This window comes from Kitasatospora sp. NPDC023385 (assembly GCF_055664045.1).
This window is the reverse complement of record NZ_JBVOOL010000002.1, coordinates 28,196-43,437: the sequence shown is the minus strand read 5'-3', so window position 1 is coordinate 43,437 and position 15,242 is coordinate 28,196. Positions and strand designations below refer to the sequence as shown.

The window sequence follows — 15,242 nt, the reverse complement described above, 5'->3', positions numbered from 1 at the left end:
GCGTCAGGGCGGTTCACGGGCAGGGCCCGCGTCAGCCGGTCGACGTGGCCCCGGTCTACTTGGCTCCGGGCGACGTGGCCCCGGCGGAGGTGGCCCCGGTCGACGTGATGACGATCACCCGGTCGGTGAGCTGCAGCACGGCGGCCTCCGGCTCGGTGTAGTTGAGCACCCGCCGGCCCCGGACCACGGCGACCACCAGGTCCGCGCACTCGCGCGGGCCGTGCCCGGCCTCGGCCCGGGTGACCGGCCGTTCCACCACGTCCAGCCCGTTGCCGTACGTCAGGAGGTCCTCCATCACCGCACCGGCGTGCGGGCTGAGCATCGACAGCCCGAGCAGCCGCCCGGCCGAACTGGAGCTGGTGACCACGACGTCGGCGCCGCTCTGCCGCAGCAGCGGCGCGTTCTCGTCCTCCAGGACGGCGGCCACCACGGTGGCCCCCTTGTTCAACTGGCGCGCCGTCAGCGTGATCAGGACGGCGGTGTCGTCGCGTTCCGGTGCGACGACCACCCGGGCCGCCGTGGGCAGGCCGGCGCGGATCAGCGTGTCGGTGCGGGTGGCGTCGCCGACCACGCCGACCAGGCCGTGTTGCGCGGCCTGGTCGATCACCTTGCGCTGCGGGTCGACGACGACGATCTCCTCCTTCTTCACCCCCTGCCCGAGCAGGGTGTCGACGGCGCTGCGGCCCTTCGTCCCGTACCCGATGACGACGGTGTGCTCGCGCACGGTGGACCTCCAGCGGTTCAACCGCCATTGCAGGCGGGTCCGTTCGGTGAGCACTTCCAGGGTGGTGCCGACCAGGATGATCAGGAACACCACGCGCAGCGGGGTGATCAGGACGATGTTGCCGAGCCGGGCGCTGTCGCTGTACGGGGTGATGTCCCCGTACCCGGTGGTGGAGAGCGTCACGGTGGCGTAGTACGCCGCGTCGAGGAAGCTGAGCCCGCCGCCGGCGTTGTCGTTGTAGCCGTCCCGGTCGACGTAGACGATCAGCGTGGTGGCGACCAGGACGGCGAGCGCCAGCAGCAGCCGCGAGCCGACCTGCCGCAGGGCGGGTTCGGCCCGGCGGACGGGCAGCACGATCCCGGCGTCCGCCCATGGTTCGGTGCCCGGTGCCGGGGTGCGTCGCAGTCGGCTCACGGCGCCTCCAGCAGTTCGACCGTCTCCCCCGCCGCCACCCCGCCGGGCGGGACGACGGCCAGCGCCTCGGCCCGGGCGAGCCCGCGCAGCATCGCGGGCCCGTCGAAGGGGAGCGGGACGACCCCTGCGGCGGTCCGCCGGACGGGCTGCAGCCGGGTGTCCGCCGGGTGCCCGGGCAGCGCCGCCGCGGCGGGCGCGAGGGCGGGCGTGCCGACGGTCCGTCCGCTGCGGGCGTGCAGCAGCGGCAGGGCGAGCGTGACGGTGCCGGCGACGGCGGCCAGCGGGTTGCCCGGCAGGCCGACCAGGTGGCGCCCGCCGGGGAGTTCGGCCAGCAACATGGGGTGCCCGGGCCGGACGGCGACGCCGTCCACGACCAGTCGGGCGCCGGCCTCGGCGAGCGCCCGGTGCAGGAAGTCGACCGGCCCGGCGGCCGTCCCGCCGGTGGTGACCACGACGTCGGCGGTGGAGTGCCGCAGCGCGTCCCGGAGCAGCCCGAAGTCGTCCCGGACGTACCGCACGTCGGCCACCTCGGCACCGGACGACCGCAGCCAGGGCGGCAGCAGCGGCCCGAGCGCGTCCCGGACGAGGCCCGTCCCGGGGATTCCGGCGGCCAGCAACTCGTCGCCAAGGATGAGCAGTTCGACGACCGGACGGCGGCGGACCAGCAGCCGGTCGTGCCCGCAGGCGGCGGCCAGGCCGAGCACGGCCGGCCCGACCGGGGTGCCCGCGGGCAGCAACTCCTCGTTGCGGCGGCACTCCTGGCCGCGCGGGCGGACGTCCTGACCGGTGGTCAGCGGGTCCGGCCCGCGGTCGTGCAGCAGGGCGGCGTCCGTCCGGCCGTGCTCGCGGCGCAGGACGGCGGTTGCCCCGGGCGGCAGTTGGGCACCGGTGGCGATCTCCACGGCGGTGCCGTCGGCCAGCGGGGCCGGCTCGGCCGGGCCGGCCAGCACCTGCCCGGCGACCCGCCACGGGCCGGGCCCGGCGACCGCCCAGCCGTCCATCGCGGAGGTGTCGAAGGCCGGCAGGTCGGTCAGCGCGCCGAGCGGTTCGGCGAGGGTGTGGCCGAGCGCTTCGGCCAGCGGCAGCGCGACCGCGGGCAGCGGGCGCGGCCCGGCCCGGCGCGCGGCCTCGCGGGCCCGGGGCCAGCTCAGCACGCCGGGGCCGGTCGACGGGGTGGCCACGGTGGTCTGTCCGACCGCGCTCATTGCTCTCCCGGCCGGGCGGCGGCGCCCCACCCCTCGGCGAGGGCTTCGGTCCGCCGGGCGGCCTCGGCGACGGCCTCCGCGCCGCCGCCCCGCCGGGCGGCCGCGTAGCCGATCAGGAAGGCGGTCAGCGGTGCGGCCGGCCGGGCCACTCCGTGCGCGACCACCCGGGCCGTGTCGAGCAGGGCCCGGACGTCCACGTCCAGGTCGATGCCCAGGTCGGCCTTGACCTCGGTGATCCAGTCATCCAGCGTGCGCTCCATGCGCCCATGCTGCCTGATCGGCCGTTTCCCGGGAGTGTGCACCCCGTGTGCGGGGCGCGTCGTTTCCCGCACCGGGCGGTGCCGGGCGCGGTGAGGTTCAGCTCCGGTCGCGTTCCCGGGCCTGCTCCAGGTCCGCCCAGGTGTCGCAGTCGTGCGCGACGTCGCCGGTGTCGGCCACCCGCAGCCGGGCCAGCCCGCCGACGAGCCGGCGCAGCGGCAGGCCGTCGGGGTGGCCGAGGACGGCCAGCGCGGCGCGCAGCGGGGCGGTGCGGTACGCGGCGGCGAGCGGCTGGTCGTGCCCGCCGGCGTCGACCAGCACGGCGGCGTCCGCGGCCGCTCCGGCCTCGTCGAGGGCTGCGACCAGCCGTTCCACCGTCCGCCGGTCCAGGAAGGGCAGGTCGGCGGCGAGCAGCAGCACGGTGTCCGCGGTGACCAGGTCGAGCCCGGCCGCGACGGCGGCGACCGGGCCGCCGCCGGGCGGCTGCTCCCTGGTCCAGCGGACGCCGGTGCGGCCGGTCGGCCGGGCCGGGCCGACCACGACGGTGGTGCGGGCGTCGGCGCAGGCGGCCAGCACCCGGTCGAGCAGGGTGGTCCCGCCGACGGTCAGACCGGGCTTGTCGGCCCCGCCGAGGCGCCGGGCGGCGCCGCCCGCCGGAACGATCACGTCGTACGGCGTCATGCGGCCAGTATCCGCCCTACCCGGCGGCGTCCTCGGGCCCCTGCCCGCCCGCCGGCGCCTCCCCCGGTCCCGAGCCCAAGTCCGAGTCCGAGCCGGCGTCGGCGTCGGCGTCTGAGTCCGGGTCCGGGTCCGGGTCCGGGTCCGAGCCGGAACCCGCCGCCGCCCGGGCGGTGTTGGCCGCCGCGCCCAGCTCCAGGAAGGCCGGCAGCGTCAGCTCCCCGTACCGCGCGTTCATGGCCGTGACCAGCGCCTCCGGGTCGTCCGGGTGCTCGGCCAGCAGCCGGTCGAAGTCCCGCAGGTACTCGCCGGTGAAGGCGAGCACCCGGGCGGTGTCGTCGCCCTGGTCGGGGGCCCGGTGCCCGGCGATCACCCGGTCCACGTCGAGGTCGGCGATCCGGCCGAGGTTGTGTCCCCAGGTGGTGCGCTGGGCCGGGGTGGTGTCGGCGGTCCAGACGTGGGTGCCGTTGTGGACGAAGTCCCCGGCGATCACGGTCCGGATGCTCGGCACGTGGACGACCGCGGAGTCCCCGCAGTCGCCCTGGCCGAGCAGCAGGACGGGGATCACCTGGCGGTCCAGCATCAGCGGCTGCGGCAGCAGCGGGGCCGGGATCAGCGGGTGGTCGGGGATGTCGTCGCCGTACACCGGCTTCCACTGCGCGACCTTGGCGGCGGCGGTGCGTCGGATGCCCTCGGCCACCGCCGGCGCGGCCAGCAGCTGGGCGTCGGGAAAGAGCTTCAGCACCTCCTCGGCGCCGAAGTAGTGGTCTGGGTGCTGGTGGGTGACCACGATGGCGAGCAGTCGGCGGCCCTTCCCCGCGACCCATTCGGCCAGCTCCCGGCCGGCGCTGCGGGTCAGCTGGGCGTCCACCAGGATGGCGGTCCGTTCGCCGAGGATCAGCGCGGAGGTGGCGAAGAAGGCCGATTCGGGGCCGGTGAAGACGGCGACCTCCAGCGGCCGGGGCGGCCGCTCGGCGTCCGGGAGCGGGGCGGCTGCGGCGTCCGCACGCTCCGCGCCGGCGCTGTCCTCGGGCGGGGACGACGTCACGGGCTGCTCCCTCTGGTCGGCGGTCGGTCTTCCTGCGCCCTACAGCATGGGAGTACGGGTGCCGGATCGCGCGGAAGGCGCGCCCGGCGGGGCGCGCCCCGGCTCACGTCACACCGCGGTCCGGGCGGCGGTCTCCTTGGCCCGGCGGGCGGCCTGCTCCAGGGCCTGGGCCTTGGACTCGGCGGCCTTGGGGACGAAGTCGGCCATCGCCGGGACGGCTGCCGCCAGGGTGAACTCGGGGACGATGAAGTCGACCTCCAGTCCGAGCATCCCGGTCAGCACCTTCTCCAGGTAGGTGGTGACGAACTCGTACGGCTCGCGCGGGGCGCCGGGCGCGTACGAGCCGCCGCGGGCGGCGACCACGGTGACCGGCGTGCCCTTGGCGGAGGGTGCCTCGCCGGCGGTGCGGCCCACCAGGATCACCTGGTCGAGCCAGGCCTTGAGGGTCGAGGGGATCGTGAAGTTGTACATCGGGGCGCCGATCAGGACGGCGTCGGCCCGCTCGAGTTCGGCCATCAGCTCCTCGCGCAGCGCGAAGGCGGCGGCCTGTTCGGCGCTGTGGCTCTCGGCGGGGGCGAATCCGGCGCTGATGCCGTGCACGTCCAGGTGCGGGAGCGGGTCGGTGGCGAAGTCCCGGTGGATGACCGTGCCGTCGGGGTGTTCGGCCTGCCAGGCGGCCCGGAAGGCGGCCGTGACCTCGCGGGTGACGGAGCCGTCGGCGATCGCGGAGGAGTCGAGGTGCAGGAGCGTGGGCATGGCGGGGCCTCCAGGGAATTAGTAGCTTCCGTTTCCGATGCAACTGCAATTACGGTAGCAGCTTACTTTTCTGCAGTCACTAGGGGCGAGTAGGCTGGAGCCATGGCCGAGCACGGAGCAGCGAGCGACGGAGTCCCGACCGCCACCGACGCGTGCACCCGCGCGGACCAGGGCCCCTGCTTCAACGTCGAACTGGCCCTCACCCGGGTGTTCACCCTGCTGGGCAAGCGCTGGACTGGCCTGCTGGTGGGCGTGCTCAACCACGGCGGCCCCGCCCACTTCTCCGAGCTGCGCCGCGCGATCCCGGGCATCAGCGAGCGCATGCTCTCCGACCGGCTGACCGAGCTGGCCGAGGCCGGACTGGTCGTCCGCGAGGTCGACGCCGGCCCGCCGCTGCGGGTCAGCTACCGGCTCACCGAAGCCGGCACCGCCCTGAAGCCCGCGCTCACCGAACTGGCCGTCTGGGCCGACCGCCACCTGCCGGAGAGCGCCCTCAAGACCGGCTGCTGACCACCTGCGGACATGCCGAAGGGCCCGCCCGCCGTTCTCCGGCGGACGGGCCCTTCGGCCAGGATGCGGACCAGGTCAGCGCTTGGCCGCGCCGCGCAGCCGGGCAAGCCGGTCGGCCAGACCCCAGGAGGTCACCCGCCACAGCGCCTCGACCACGATGCTGCGGCTCATCTTGGACGCGCCCAGCTCGCGCTCGACGAAAGTGATCGGCACCTCGGCGACCTTGAACCCGGCCTTCACCGTGCGCCAGGCCAGGTCGACCTGGAAGCAGTACCCGGCCGAGGCGACCTCGTCCATGCCCAGGCCCAGCAGGGTCTCCTTGCGGAACGCCCGGTAGCCGCCGGTGACGTCCCGGATCGGCACGCCCAGCATCAGCCGGGAGTAGGTCGAGCCGCCGCGCGAGAGCAGCAGCCGCGACTTCGGCCAGTTCACCACCCGGCCGCCCGGCACCCAGCGCGAGCCCAGCACCAGGTCGGCGCCGCGCAGCGCGCCCAGCAGCCGGTCCAGCTCCTCGGGCTGGTGCGAGCCGTCCGCGTCCATCTCGACCAGGACGTCGTAGCCGTTGTCGATGCCCCAGCGGAAGCCCGCGAGGTAGGCGGCGCCCAGGCCCTCCTTGCCCTTGCGGTGCATGACGTGGACGTGCGGGTCCTCGACGGCCAGCTTGTCGGCCAGCCCGCCGGTGCCGTCGGGGCTGTTGTCGTCGGCGACCAGCACGTGGGCCTCGGGCACCGCGGCACGGACCCGGCCGACGATCCGCTCGACGTTCTCCGCCTCGTTGTAGGTCGGGATGATCACCAGGACCCTGCCGAGATCAGCAAAACTCTGCTGGTTCACGGTCACGTACAAACCTCTCGGCCGATGGCGGGGAATCTCAGAACACCGTCGCCCGCACTCTGGAACGCGGCTCCACCGGCAACCCTCCGGCGGGATGACCACGGTGGAGAACTGCGCGCAGGGCGGAGACTGCTGCGTCCTGGCATCCTACTACCGCCCCCGGGAACCACCGGTCCGGCCATGGCACTCCCACCGGATGCCCACCGTTTCCCCGTGGGTGACACCGTTCGGCTAGGGTCGATGCCCTTGCCCGTGCCCGGCCTCCCGCACCGCCGGGGCCGGCCCCGGCGACCCGGCACGCCCGCCCAGACTGCGAAGGAGTAGGACCGCGCGCATGGACAGGCTCGTCAACACCGTCCGCCCGTACGCCTGGGGGTCGCTCACGGCCCTGCCCGAACTGCTCGGACAGCAGCCGACCGGTGAACCGCAGGCCGAGCTGTGGATGGGCGCCCACCCCGGCGCCCCGTCCCGCGCCGACCGCGGCGACGGCCCGCGCCGACTGGACGAGCTGATCGCGGCCGACCCGGAGGGCGAGCTGGGCGCCGCGAGCGTGGCCAGGTTCGGCCCGACGCTGCCGTTCCTCCTCAAGGTCCTCGCCGCGGGCATCCCGCTGTCGATCCAGGCGCACCCCACGCTCGACCAGGCCCGCGCCGGCTTCGCCGCCGAGAACGCCCTCGGCATCCCGCCGGACGCCCCCGAGCGCAGCTACCGCGACGCCAACCACAAGCCCGAAATGATCTACGCGCTCGGCGAGTTCGAGGGCCTGTGCGGCTTCCGCCGGCCCGGCGAGGCGGCCGCGCTGCTGGCCGGACTCGCGGTGCCCGGGCTCGCCCCGGTGATCGCCCCGCTGGAAGGCGAGGACGAGTCCGAGGCGCTGCGCGGCGCCCTGGCCGCCGCGATCACGCTGGACGGGGAGACCGTGCGGCAGACCGTCGAGGCGCTGGCCCGCACCCTCCCCGACGGCGACCACGCCCCGTACGCCCCATACGCCCGGATCGCCAAGGACTTCCCGGACGACCGCGGCGTGGTCACCGGCATGCTGCTCAACCACTTCCGGCTGCGGGCCGGCGAGGCGCTGTACCTGGGCGCGGGGGTGCCGCACGCCTACCTGTCCGGCGTCTGCGTGGAGCTGCAGGCCAACTCCGACAACGTGCTGCGGGCCGGCCTCACCCCGAAGCACATCGACGTGCCGGAGCTGATGAAGGTCGTGGTCTTCGAAGCCGGCGCCGCCGAGCCGGTCACCCCCGTGCGGGTCGGGGACACCCCCGGCGAGGAGCTCTACCCCGTCCCGATCGACGAGTTCCGGCTCTCCCGCTTCGCGCTGGACGGCGCCGACCGCGAGATCGACGGCCGCACGCCGCAGATCCTGCTCTGCACCGAGGGCACCGCCCGGCTGACCTCCGCCGACGGCACCGCCCTGGACCTCGCCCGCGGCCAGTCCGCCTTCCTCCCCGCCACCGGCACCCCGACCCGCCTCTCCGGCACCGGCACCACGCTCTTCCGCGCCACCGTCACCGTCTGACCGGTGAGCCCGGGCTCAGTCCCGGGTCATGTCGACGAAGCGCGAGTAGTGGCCCTGGAAGGCCACCGTGATGGTCGCGGTCGGGCCGTTACGGTGCTTGGCGACGATCAGGTCGGCCTCGCCCGCCCGCGGGGACTCCTTCTCGTAGGCGTCCTCGCGGTGCAGCAGGATGACCATGTCGGCGTCCTGCTCGATCGAGCCGGACTCGCGCAGGTCGGAGACCATCGGCCGCTTGTCGGTGCGCTGCTCGGGGCCACGGTTCAGCTGGGAGAGCGCGATGACCGGGACTTCCAGCTCCTTGGCCAGCAGCTTGAGGTTCCGGGACATGTCCGAGACCTCCTGCTGGCGGTTCTCGGCCCGGCGGGAGCCGCCGGACTGCATCAGCTGGAGGTAGTCGATGACGACCAGCTTGATGTCGTTGCGCTGCTTGAGCCGGCGGCACTTGGCGCGGATCTCCATCATCGACAGGTTGGGCGAGTCGTCGATGAACAGGGGGGCCTCGCTGACGTCCGGCATCCGGCGGGCGACGCGCGTCCAGTCGTCGTCCGTCATGCTGCCGGAGCGCATGTGGTGCAGCGCCACCCGGGCCTCGGCGGACAGCAGGCGCATGGCGATCTCGTTGCGCCCCATTTCGAGCGAGAAGATCACGCTCGGCAGCTTGTGCTGGATCGAGCAGGCCCGGGCGAAGTCCAGCGCCAGGGTGGACTTGCCCATCGCGGGGCGGGCCGCGATGACGATCATCTGGCCGGGGTGCAGCCCGTTGGTGAGCGCGTCGAAGTCGGCGAACCCGGTCGGCACGCCGGACATCTGGCCGTTGCGGGAGCCGATCGACTCGATCTCGTCGAGGGCGCCCTCCATGATGTCGGCGAGCGGCGCGTAGTCCTCGTTGGTGCGCTGCTCGGTGACCGCGTAGATCTCCGCCTGGGCGGCGTTGACGATCTCGTCGACGTCGCCCTCGGCCGCGTAGCCCATGCCGGCGATCCGGGTGCCCGCCTCGACCAGGCGCCGCAGCACCGCGCGCTCGTGGACGATCTCGGCGTAGTACTCGGCGTTGGCCGCGGTCGGGACGGAGTTGACCAGGGTGTGCAGGTAGGAGGCGCCGCCGACGCGCTGCAGCTCGCCGCGCTTGGTCAGCTCGCCGGCGACGGTGATCGGGTCGGCCGGCTCGCCGCGGGCGTAGAGGTCGAGGATCGCGCCGTGGACCAGCTCGTGCGCGGGCCGGTAGTAGTCGGCCGGCTTGAGCACCTCGACCACGTCGGCGATGGCGTCCTTGGAGAGCAGCATGCCGCCGAGGACGGACTGCTCGGCGGCGAGGTCCTGCGGGGGGACGCGCTCGAAGCCGTCCGCGCCGCCGCCCCCGCCGTCACCGTCACTGCGGCGCTGCCAGCCGCCGTCCCGCTGGCCGTTCTCGCGCGAGGAGCCGTTCCGGCCGCCCTTGCCGCCCTGGAAGCCGCCCTTCTGGAAGCCGTCGCGCCCGCCGCCCTGCCCGCTCTGGCCGTCGCGGCCACCGCCCTGGCTGCCCTGTCCGTCCTGGCCGCCCTGGCCGCCCTGGCCGCTGCGGCTGCGCGAGACGGGCAGCCGGTCGCCGGGGCCCTCCGGGAAGGGCGCGTCGTCGAAGGCTCCGGCCGGGAACGGATCCTCGGCGGTCTGCCACTCCTCCTCCGGCGGCGGGGCGTCGTGGTCGTCGTACTGGGGGCCGGTCACGCGTGTTCCCCGATCAGCGAGTGGTGCGAGTTGGAGCGGGCCCTGCCGGTGGCTGGTGGAGCGGGGTGCGCTCCTCTTTGTACGCCACGGCTCCGACAAATCGGACGCCGGGGCGGTGCGAGTGTCCGGCGGAGGGGCCAACGCTAAGGCGCCGGGTGCCGTTGCGCCAAGGCGGTTATCCACAGGGGGTGTGGACGAGCGGCCCGGTCCTGTGGAGAACTGCCGCAAAGCTGTGGACACCCCTGTGGACGCTCCTGTGGATAACCGGACGATCGGTCCGTCGTCAACCTGTTGACCTGGTATTACCTCTTTCCGGGCCTGTGCATGAGAAATACTTCACACACCTCCGAACGGCTGTGGGCGCAGAGCGGACGAACCGCGCCGCTCAAGATTTCGAGTAATGGCCAATACCCACTGGCATCCATTACCTGTGGATGAGTAGCCTGGAGCCCATGACCGCCCCGCCGCCCCACGACACCTCGCCGGCCCCGCCGCCCGCCGGGCGCCGGCACGACCGGGAGATCCTCGCCCTCGCCGTCCCGGCCTTCGGCGCGCTGGTCGCCGAGCCGCTCTTCCTGATGGCGGACTCGGCGATCGTCGGCCACCTCGGCACCCCCCAGCTGGCCGGGGTCGGCGTCGCCTCCGCCGCGCTCACCACCGCGACCGGCGTGTTCGTCTTCCTCGCCTACGCCACCACCGCGGCGGTCGCCCGCCGGATCGGCGCCGGCGACCGCCGGGTCGCCGTGCAGCAGGGCGTCGACGGCATCTGGCTCGCCCTCGGCCTGGCCCTCCCGGTGGTCCTGCTGACCCTGCTGGTCGCCCCCTGGGTGGCCGACGTGCTGGGCGCCTCGCAGACCGCCGCACCGTACGCGGTGACGTACCTGCGGATCAGCTCCCTGGGCATCCCGGCGATGCTCATGGTGCTGGCCGCCACCGGCGTGCTGCGCGGGCTGCAGGACACCCGCACGCCGCTGCTGGTGGCCGTCGCGGGCTTCGGCGCCAACCTCGGCCTGAACGTCGGCCTGGTGTACGGCGCCGGGCTGGGGGTGGCCGGCTCGGCCTGGGGCACCGTCATCGCGCAGACCGCGATGGCCGCCGTCTACCTGGTCGTGGTGGTCCGGGGCGCCCGCCGGGAGCGGGCCTCGCTGCGGCCGGACACGACCGGCATCCGGGCGTGCGCGAAGGCCGGCGGTCCGCTGCTGGTCCGGACGATCAGCCTGCGCGCGGTGCTGATGATCGCGACCGCGGTGGCCGCCCGGCTGGGCGACGACCAGGTGGCCGCGCACCAGATCACCATGACGCTGTTCAGCTTCCTGGCCTTCGCGCTGGACGCGATCGCGATCGCCGGCCAGGCCATCATCGGCCGCTACCTGGGCGCCTCGGACGTCCCGGGCGCCAGGGCCGCCACCCGGCGGATGGTCGAGTGGGGCATCGGCTCGGGGGTGGTGCTCGGCCTGCTGGTGGTGGTCGCGCGCCCGCTGTACGTCCCGCTGTTCACGCCCGATCCGGCCGTCCGGGCCCAGTTGGCCACCGCGCTGCTGCTGCTCGCGCTCAGCCAGCCGGTCTCGGGGCTGGTCTTCGTGCTGGACGGGGTGCTGATGGGCGCGGGGGACGGCCGGTACCTGGCCCGGGCGGCGCTCGTGACGCTGGCGGTGTTCGCCCCGGCGGCCCTCGCGGTGCCGGCCGTCGGCGCCGGGCTGGCCGGGCTCTGGTGGGCGATGAACCTGTTCATGCTGGTCCGCGCCGCCTTCCTGGTCCGCCGTGCCCGCGGCGGCCAGTGGCTGGTGACCGGAGCCGTGCGCGGATAGCCGCCCCCGGGAACGACTGAGGGCCGGGCTCCCGGAGGAGCCCGGCCCTCAGGCCACTGCTACGGAACTCAGGCAGCGACGACCGCGATGTCCAGGTTGGCCTGGACGTCGGAGTGCAGCTTGACCGAGACCTTGTGGGTGCCCACGGTCTTGATCGGCGAGCCGATCGCGACGGCGCGCTTGTCCACCGACGGGCCGCCGGCGGCCTTGATGGCCTGGACGACGTCGGCCTGGGTCACCGAGCCGAACAGCCGGCCGGCCTCGCCCGAGCGGACGGCCAGCTTGACCTGGACGCCCTCCAGCTTGCCCTTGACCTCGTTGGCGGCCTCGAGCGTCTGGATCTCGTGGATCTTGCGGGCGCGACGGATGGCGTCGACGTCCTTCTGACCACCCTTGGTCCAGCGGATGGCGAAGCCACGCGGGACCAGGTAGTTGCGGGCGTAGCCGTCCTTGACCTCGACGACCTCGCCGGCGGAGCCGAGACCCGGCACCTCGTGCGTGAGGATGATCTTCATTACTTGGTCACCCTCTCTTAGCGCGCGGTGCTGGTGTAGGGCAGCAGCGCCATCTCACGGCTGTTCTTCACGGCCGTGGCGACGTCACGCTGGTGCTGGGTGCAGTTGCCGGTGACCCGGCGGGCACGGATCTTGCCACGGTCGGAGATGTACTTCCGCAGCAGGTTCGTGTCCTTGTAGTCAACGTAGTTGACCTTGTCCTTGCAGAAGACGCAAACCTTCTTCTTCGGCTTGCGAGCAGGCGGCTTCGCCATTGTGTGCTCCATTTGGGGTTCACGGCCCGGCGGGCGTCCGGGGACGCCGACGGCCGGGCCGCACGAAATCTGTCAGCTCTTTAGAACGGGGGCTCTTCCGAGTAGCCGCTGCCACCGGACGGGGCACCCCAGCCGCCGCCCTGGTTGCCACCGGACGGGGCGCCGGACGCCCAGGGGTCCTCGGCGGGGGGGCCGGACTGGCCACCGGAGTTTCCACCCCAGTTGCCGCCCTGCTGACCGCCACCGCCGCCCCAACCGCCCTGGCCGCCGCCCTGCTGGCCGCCGAAGCCGCCACCGGAACCGCCGGAACCGCCGGGAGCGCCGGGAGCGCCGGACCGGTTGGCCCGGGTGACCTTGGCGGTCGCCGAACGCAGGCTCGGGCCGACCTCGTCGACCTCGACCTCGAAGACCGTCCGCTTCTCGCCTTCCTTGGTCTCGTAAGACCGCTGGCGCAGTCGGCCCTGCACGATGACGCGCATGCCGCGCTGCAGCGACTCGGCCACGTTCTCCGCCGGCTGCCGCCAGACGTTGCACGTGAGGAAGAGGCTCTCGCCGTCCTTCCACTCGTTCGTCTGACGGTCGAAGGTGCGGGGGGTGGACGCGATACGGAACTTCGCGACCGCCGCACCCGACGGGGTGAAGCGCAGCTCGGGGTCGTCGACGAGATTGCCGACGAGGGTGATGACGGTCTCGCCTGCCATGGTGGTGATGACCTCTCGGGAAGATGTCCGTTCACCGCTGTTTCACGTGAAACAACGGACGCGAGCTACCCGAGACCCGAAGGCCTCAGAGGTGGCTCAGTGGGTGTCCGGGCGCAGGACCTTGGTCCGCAGAACCGACTCGCTCAGGCCCATCTGGCGGTCGAGCTCCTTGACGACCTCAGGCGTGGCCTTCAGGTCGATGACCGAGTAGATGCCCTCGGACTGCTTGTTGATCTCGTAAGCCAGACGGCGACGACCCCAGGTGTCGACCTTCTCCACCTTGCCGCCGCCGTTGCGGACGACAGTGAGGAAGTTCTCGATCAGGGGGGAGACAGCGCGCTCCTCGACCGACGGGTCGAGGATCACCATCACCTCGTAGTGACGCATGGGTAACCCACCTCCTTTGGACTCAACGGCCACGGTCTCTCCGTGGCAGGAGGGTTGTGCGTAGCGTCGGCACCGGAGCAGTGACGACTCCGGCCCACCGTAGCGGCCGGGTCGGACAGTCGGGCCCCGCACCACCCGGAAGGGGGTGTCACCCGAAAGAGGGCGCAGGGGGGCACAACTACACCAGTGCAGACGGCACAGCCTACCCGCACCCGGACGGCCGAACAAAATGCATAGGGGTTGTGAGACCGGCCCAACCGCCGCAATCTGGACGGAACGGGATTCCTGCCCGTTCGTCTCCACGCCAGGAGGTGGGACACATGGCCCAGTCCGTCCACCGCATGCCCGCGCTCACGCTGAACACCGACGGCCATCCGCACCCCCGCGAGAACACCCTGGTGGCGCTCACCGCCGTCCTGGGCGTGATCGCCTTCATCACGTCGTTCTTCCACAACCTGCACCTGCTGACCTCGTGGACCGGCCTGGCCGGGATCGTCACGGGGCTGTGGGGCATGTTCGTCTCGGTCACCACGGCCGAGCGGTTCGTCCTGATGATCACGCTCGGCGCCGCCGCGATCGGCTTCTACCTGGGCGTCGCCCGCGGTGGCCTCTGGGGCTGAGCCCGGGAGCGGCCGTCCAGGAACCCCCGGCGCCCCCGCCGCGTATCTGCAAGGGACAGGTACCGCGACGGGGGCGCCGTCATGCCCGCCAGGACGGGCCCCGGGGCCCCGGACGATAGGGTCAGCCCCAGAACCTGGGGCCCACCGCAGCCCGACCGACGAGGAGCACCGAGCAATGAGCCTGCGCCTGAGGACGATCACCCGCGAGGAGCACCTCGCCTTCATCAGGAGCCGTGCCTCGGCCAGCCACATGCAGGTGCCGTCGTGGGGTGACGTGAAGGCCGAGTGGCGGTCCGAGTCGATCGGCTGGTTCGACGAGGCCGACCAGCTGGTCGGCGCCGGCCTGGTCCTCTACCGCCAGCTGCCGAAGCTCAAGCGGTACCTGGCCTACCTGCCCGAGGGCCCGGTCATCGACTGGTTCGACCGCGACCTCGACCGCTGGCTCTCCCCGATGCTGGCGCACCTGAAGTCGCAGGGCGCGTTCTCGGTGAAGATGGGCCCGCCGGTGGTCATCCGCCGCTGGAACGCCCCCACCATCAAGGAGGCCATCGCCGCCAAGCAGGCCAAGCGGCTGCGCGACATCGAGGCCGACTGGTACGAGGCGCGCGCCTTCGAGGTGGCCGACCGGCTGCGCAAGGCCGGCTGGCTGCAGGGCGAGGACGGCGGCGCCGGCTTCGGCGACGTCCAGCCCCGCTACGTGTTCCAGGTGCCGCTGGCCAACCGCTCGCTGGACGACATCCAGAAGGGCTTCAACCAGCTCTGGCGCCGCAACATCAAGAAGGCCGAGAAGAGCGGCGTCGAGGTCTTCCAGGGCGGCTACGACGAGCTGCCGATCTTCCACCAGCTCTACCTGGTCACCGCCGAGCGCGACCGCTTCACCCCGCGCCCGCTGGCCTACTTCCAGCGGATGTGGAAGGCCCTCACCGCCGAGGACCCGAACCGCATGCGCCTCTACATCGCCTACCACGAGGGCGAGCCGCTGGCCGCGACCACGATGCTCGTGGTCGGCGAGCACGTCTGGTACTCCTACGGCGCCTCGGCCAACCACAAGCGCGAGGTCAAGCCGTCCAACGCGGTCCAGTGGCGGATGATGCGCGACGCCTACGCCCTCGGCGGCGGCGTGTACGACCTGCGCGGCATCAGTGACACCCTGGACGAGAACGACCACCTGTTCGGCCTGATCCAGTTCAAGGTCGGCACCGGCGGCCAGGCGGCCGAGTACCTCGGCGAGTGGGACTTCCCGCTCAACAAGCTGCTGCACAAGGCCCTCGACCTCTACATGTCCCGCCGCTGAGAGGCTGACC

At 73.1% G+C, this 15,242-nt stretch carries 15 protein-coding genes and 1 pseudogene; 5 read left to right on the top strand and 11 right to left on the bottom strand.

Annotated elements, in window-relative coordinates; genetic code table 11:
• Window positions 1-55: 55 nt before the first annotated feature.
• From AC0B61_RS03095 to AC0B61_RS03075, 5 genes and pseudogenes are all read right to left on the bottom strand, one after another.
• On the bottom strand, window positions 56-1,138 hold the full coding sequence (locus tag AC0B61_RS03095; RefSeq protein WP_471738878.1) for a potassium channel family protein: 1,083 nt from the start codon (window positions 1,136-1,138) through the stop codon (window positions 56-58).
• A complete protein-coding gene (locus AC0B61_RS03090; RefSeq protein ID WP_471738877.1) occupies window positions 1,135-2,343 on the bottom strand; it encodes a molybdopterin molybdotransferase MoeA in 1,209 nt (402 codons plus the stop codon). Before AC0B61_RS03090 ends, AC0B61_RS03095 begins: the two co-directional genes overlap by 4 nt.
• A pseudogene (locus AC0B61_RS03085) lies at window positions 2,340-3,282 on the bottom strand (NTP transferase domain-containing protein). Before AC0B61_RS03085 ends, AC0B61_RS03090 begins: the two are co-directional and overlap by 4 nt.
• Window positions 3,283-3,298: 16 nt before the next feature.
• Window positions 3,299-4,327, bottom strand: coding sequence for an MBL fold metallo-hydrolase (locus AC0B61_RS03080; protein ID WP_471738876.1), 1,029 nt, complete (start codon window positions 4,325-4,327; stop codon window positions 3,299-3,301).
• A gap of 108 nt (window positions 4,328-4,435) precedes the next feature.
• The gene (locus AC0B61_RS03075; RefSeq protein WP_471738875.1) at window positions 4,436-5,083 is read right to left on the bottom strand and encodes an FMN-dependent NADH-azoreductase; all 648 of its coding nucleotides are present in this window, start codon (window positions 5,081-5,083) and stop codon (window positions 4,436-4,438) included.
• Between the two features lie 102 nt (window positions 5,084-5,185).
• Here AC0B61_RS03075 and AC0B61_RS03070 point away from each other — a divergent pair, with 102 nt between their 5' ends.
• Window positions 5,186-5,593 carry a winged helix-turn-helix transcriptional regulator gene (locus tag AC0B61_RS03070; protein ID WP_471738874.1) on the top strand — a complete coding sequence of 136 codons (408 nt, stop codon included), beginning with the start codon at window positions 5,186-5,188 and terminating at the stop codon, window positions 5,591-5,593.
• Window positions 5,594-5,668: 75 nt separating this feature from the next.
• Here AC0B61_RS03070 and AC0B61_RS03065 read toward each other — a convergent pair whose 3' ends face one another.
• The gene (locus tag AC0B61_RS03065) at window positions 5,669-6,433 is read right to left on the bottom strand and encodes a polyprenol monophosphomannose synthase (protein WP_471738873.1); all 765 of its coding nucleotides are present in this window, start codon (window positions 6,431-6,433) and stop codon (window positions 5,669-5,671) included.
• Window positions 6,434-6,761: 328 nt separating this feature from the next.
• Here AC0B61_RS03065 and manA point away from each other — a divergent pair, with 328 nt between their 5' ends.
• Complete coding sequence (gene manA, locus AC0B61_RS03060; RefSeq protein WP_471738872.1) at window positions 6,762-7,949, top strand: mannose-6-phosphate isomerase, class I; 1,188 nt, start codon at window positions 6,762-6,764, stop codon at window positions 7,947-7,949.
• A gap of 15 nt (window positions 7,950-7,964) precedes the next feature.
• Here manA and dnaB read toward each other — a convergent pair whose 3' ends face one another.
• Entirely contained in the window at window positions 7,965-9,527 is a 1,563-nt protein-coding gene (dnaB, locus tag AC0B61_RS03055) for a replicative DNA helicase (protein ID WP_471739364.1), read from the bottom strand.
• A 578-nt stretch (window positions 9,528-10,105) separates the two neighbouring features.
• Here dnaB and AC0B61_RS03050 point away from each other — a divergent pair.
• A complete protein-coding gene (locus tag AC0B61_RS03050) occupies window positions 10,106-11,461 on the top strand; it encodes an MATE family efflux transporter (protein ID WP_471738871.1) in 1,356 nt (451 codons plus the stop codon).
• A gap of 68 nt (window positions 11,462-11,529) precedes the next feature.
• Here AC0B61_RS03050 and rplI read toward each other — a convergent pair whose 3' ends face one another.
• The 4 genes from rplI to rpsF all read right to left on the bottom strand — a co-directional run bounded on the left by rplI (window position 11,530) and on the right by rpsF (window position 13,318).
• Window positions 11,530-11,976: a 50S ribosomal protein L9 gene (rplI, locus tag AC0B61_RS03045; protein ID WP_471738870.1), complete on the bottom strand. Its 447-nt coding sequence runs from the start codon at window positions 11,974-11,976 to the stop codon at window positions 11,530-11,532.
• Between the two features lie 17 nt (window positions 11,977-11,993).
• Entirely contained in the window at window positions 11,994-12,230 is a 237-nt protein-coding gene (gene rpsR / locus AC0B61_RS03040) for a 30S ribosomal protein S18 (protein WP_030059640.1), read from the bottom strand.
• A gap of 80 nt (window positions 12,231-12,310) precedes the next feature.
• Complete coding sequence (locus AC0B61_RS03035) at window positions 12,311-12,931, bottom strand: single-stranded DNA-binding protein (RefSeq protein WP_471738869.1); 621 nt, start codon at window positions 12,929-12,931, stop codon at window positions 12,311-12,313.
• Window positions 12,932-13,027: 96 nt separating this feature from the next.
• Window positions 13,028-13,318, bottom strand: coding sequence for a 30S ribosomal protein S6 (gene rpsF, locus AC0B61_RS03030; RefSeq protein WP_030233085.1), 291 nt, complete (start codon window positions 13,316-13,318; stop codon window positions 13,028-13,030).
• Between the two features lie 320 nt (window positions 13,319-13,638).
• Between rpsF and AC0B61_RS03025 the strand changes: the two genes are divergently transcribed.
• Window positions 13,639-13,938, top strand: coding sequence for a hypothetical protein (locus tag AC0B61_RS03025; RefSeq protein WP_471738868.1), 300 nt, complete (start codon window positions 13,639-13,641; stop codon window positions 13,936-13,938).
• Between the two features lie 175 nt (window positions 13,939-14,113).
• Window positions 14,114-15,232, top strand: coding sequence for a lipid II:glycine glycyltransferase FemX (locus AC0B61_RS03020; RefSeq protein WP_471738867.1), 1,119 nt, complete (start codon window positions 14,114-14,116; stop codon window positions 15,230-15,232).
• The last annotated feature ends 10 nt before the right edge of the window (window positions 15,233-15,242 follow it).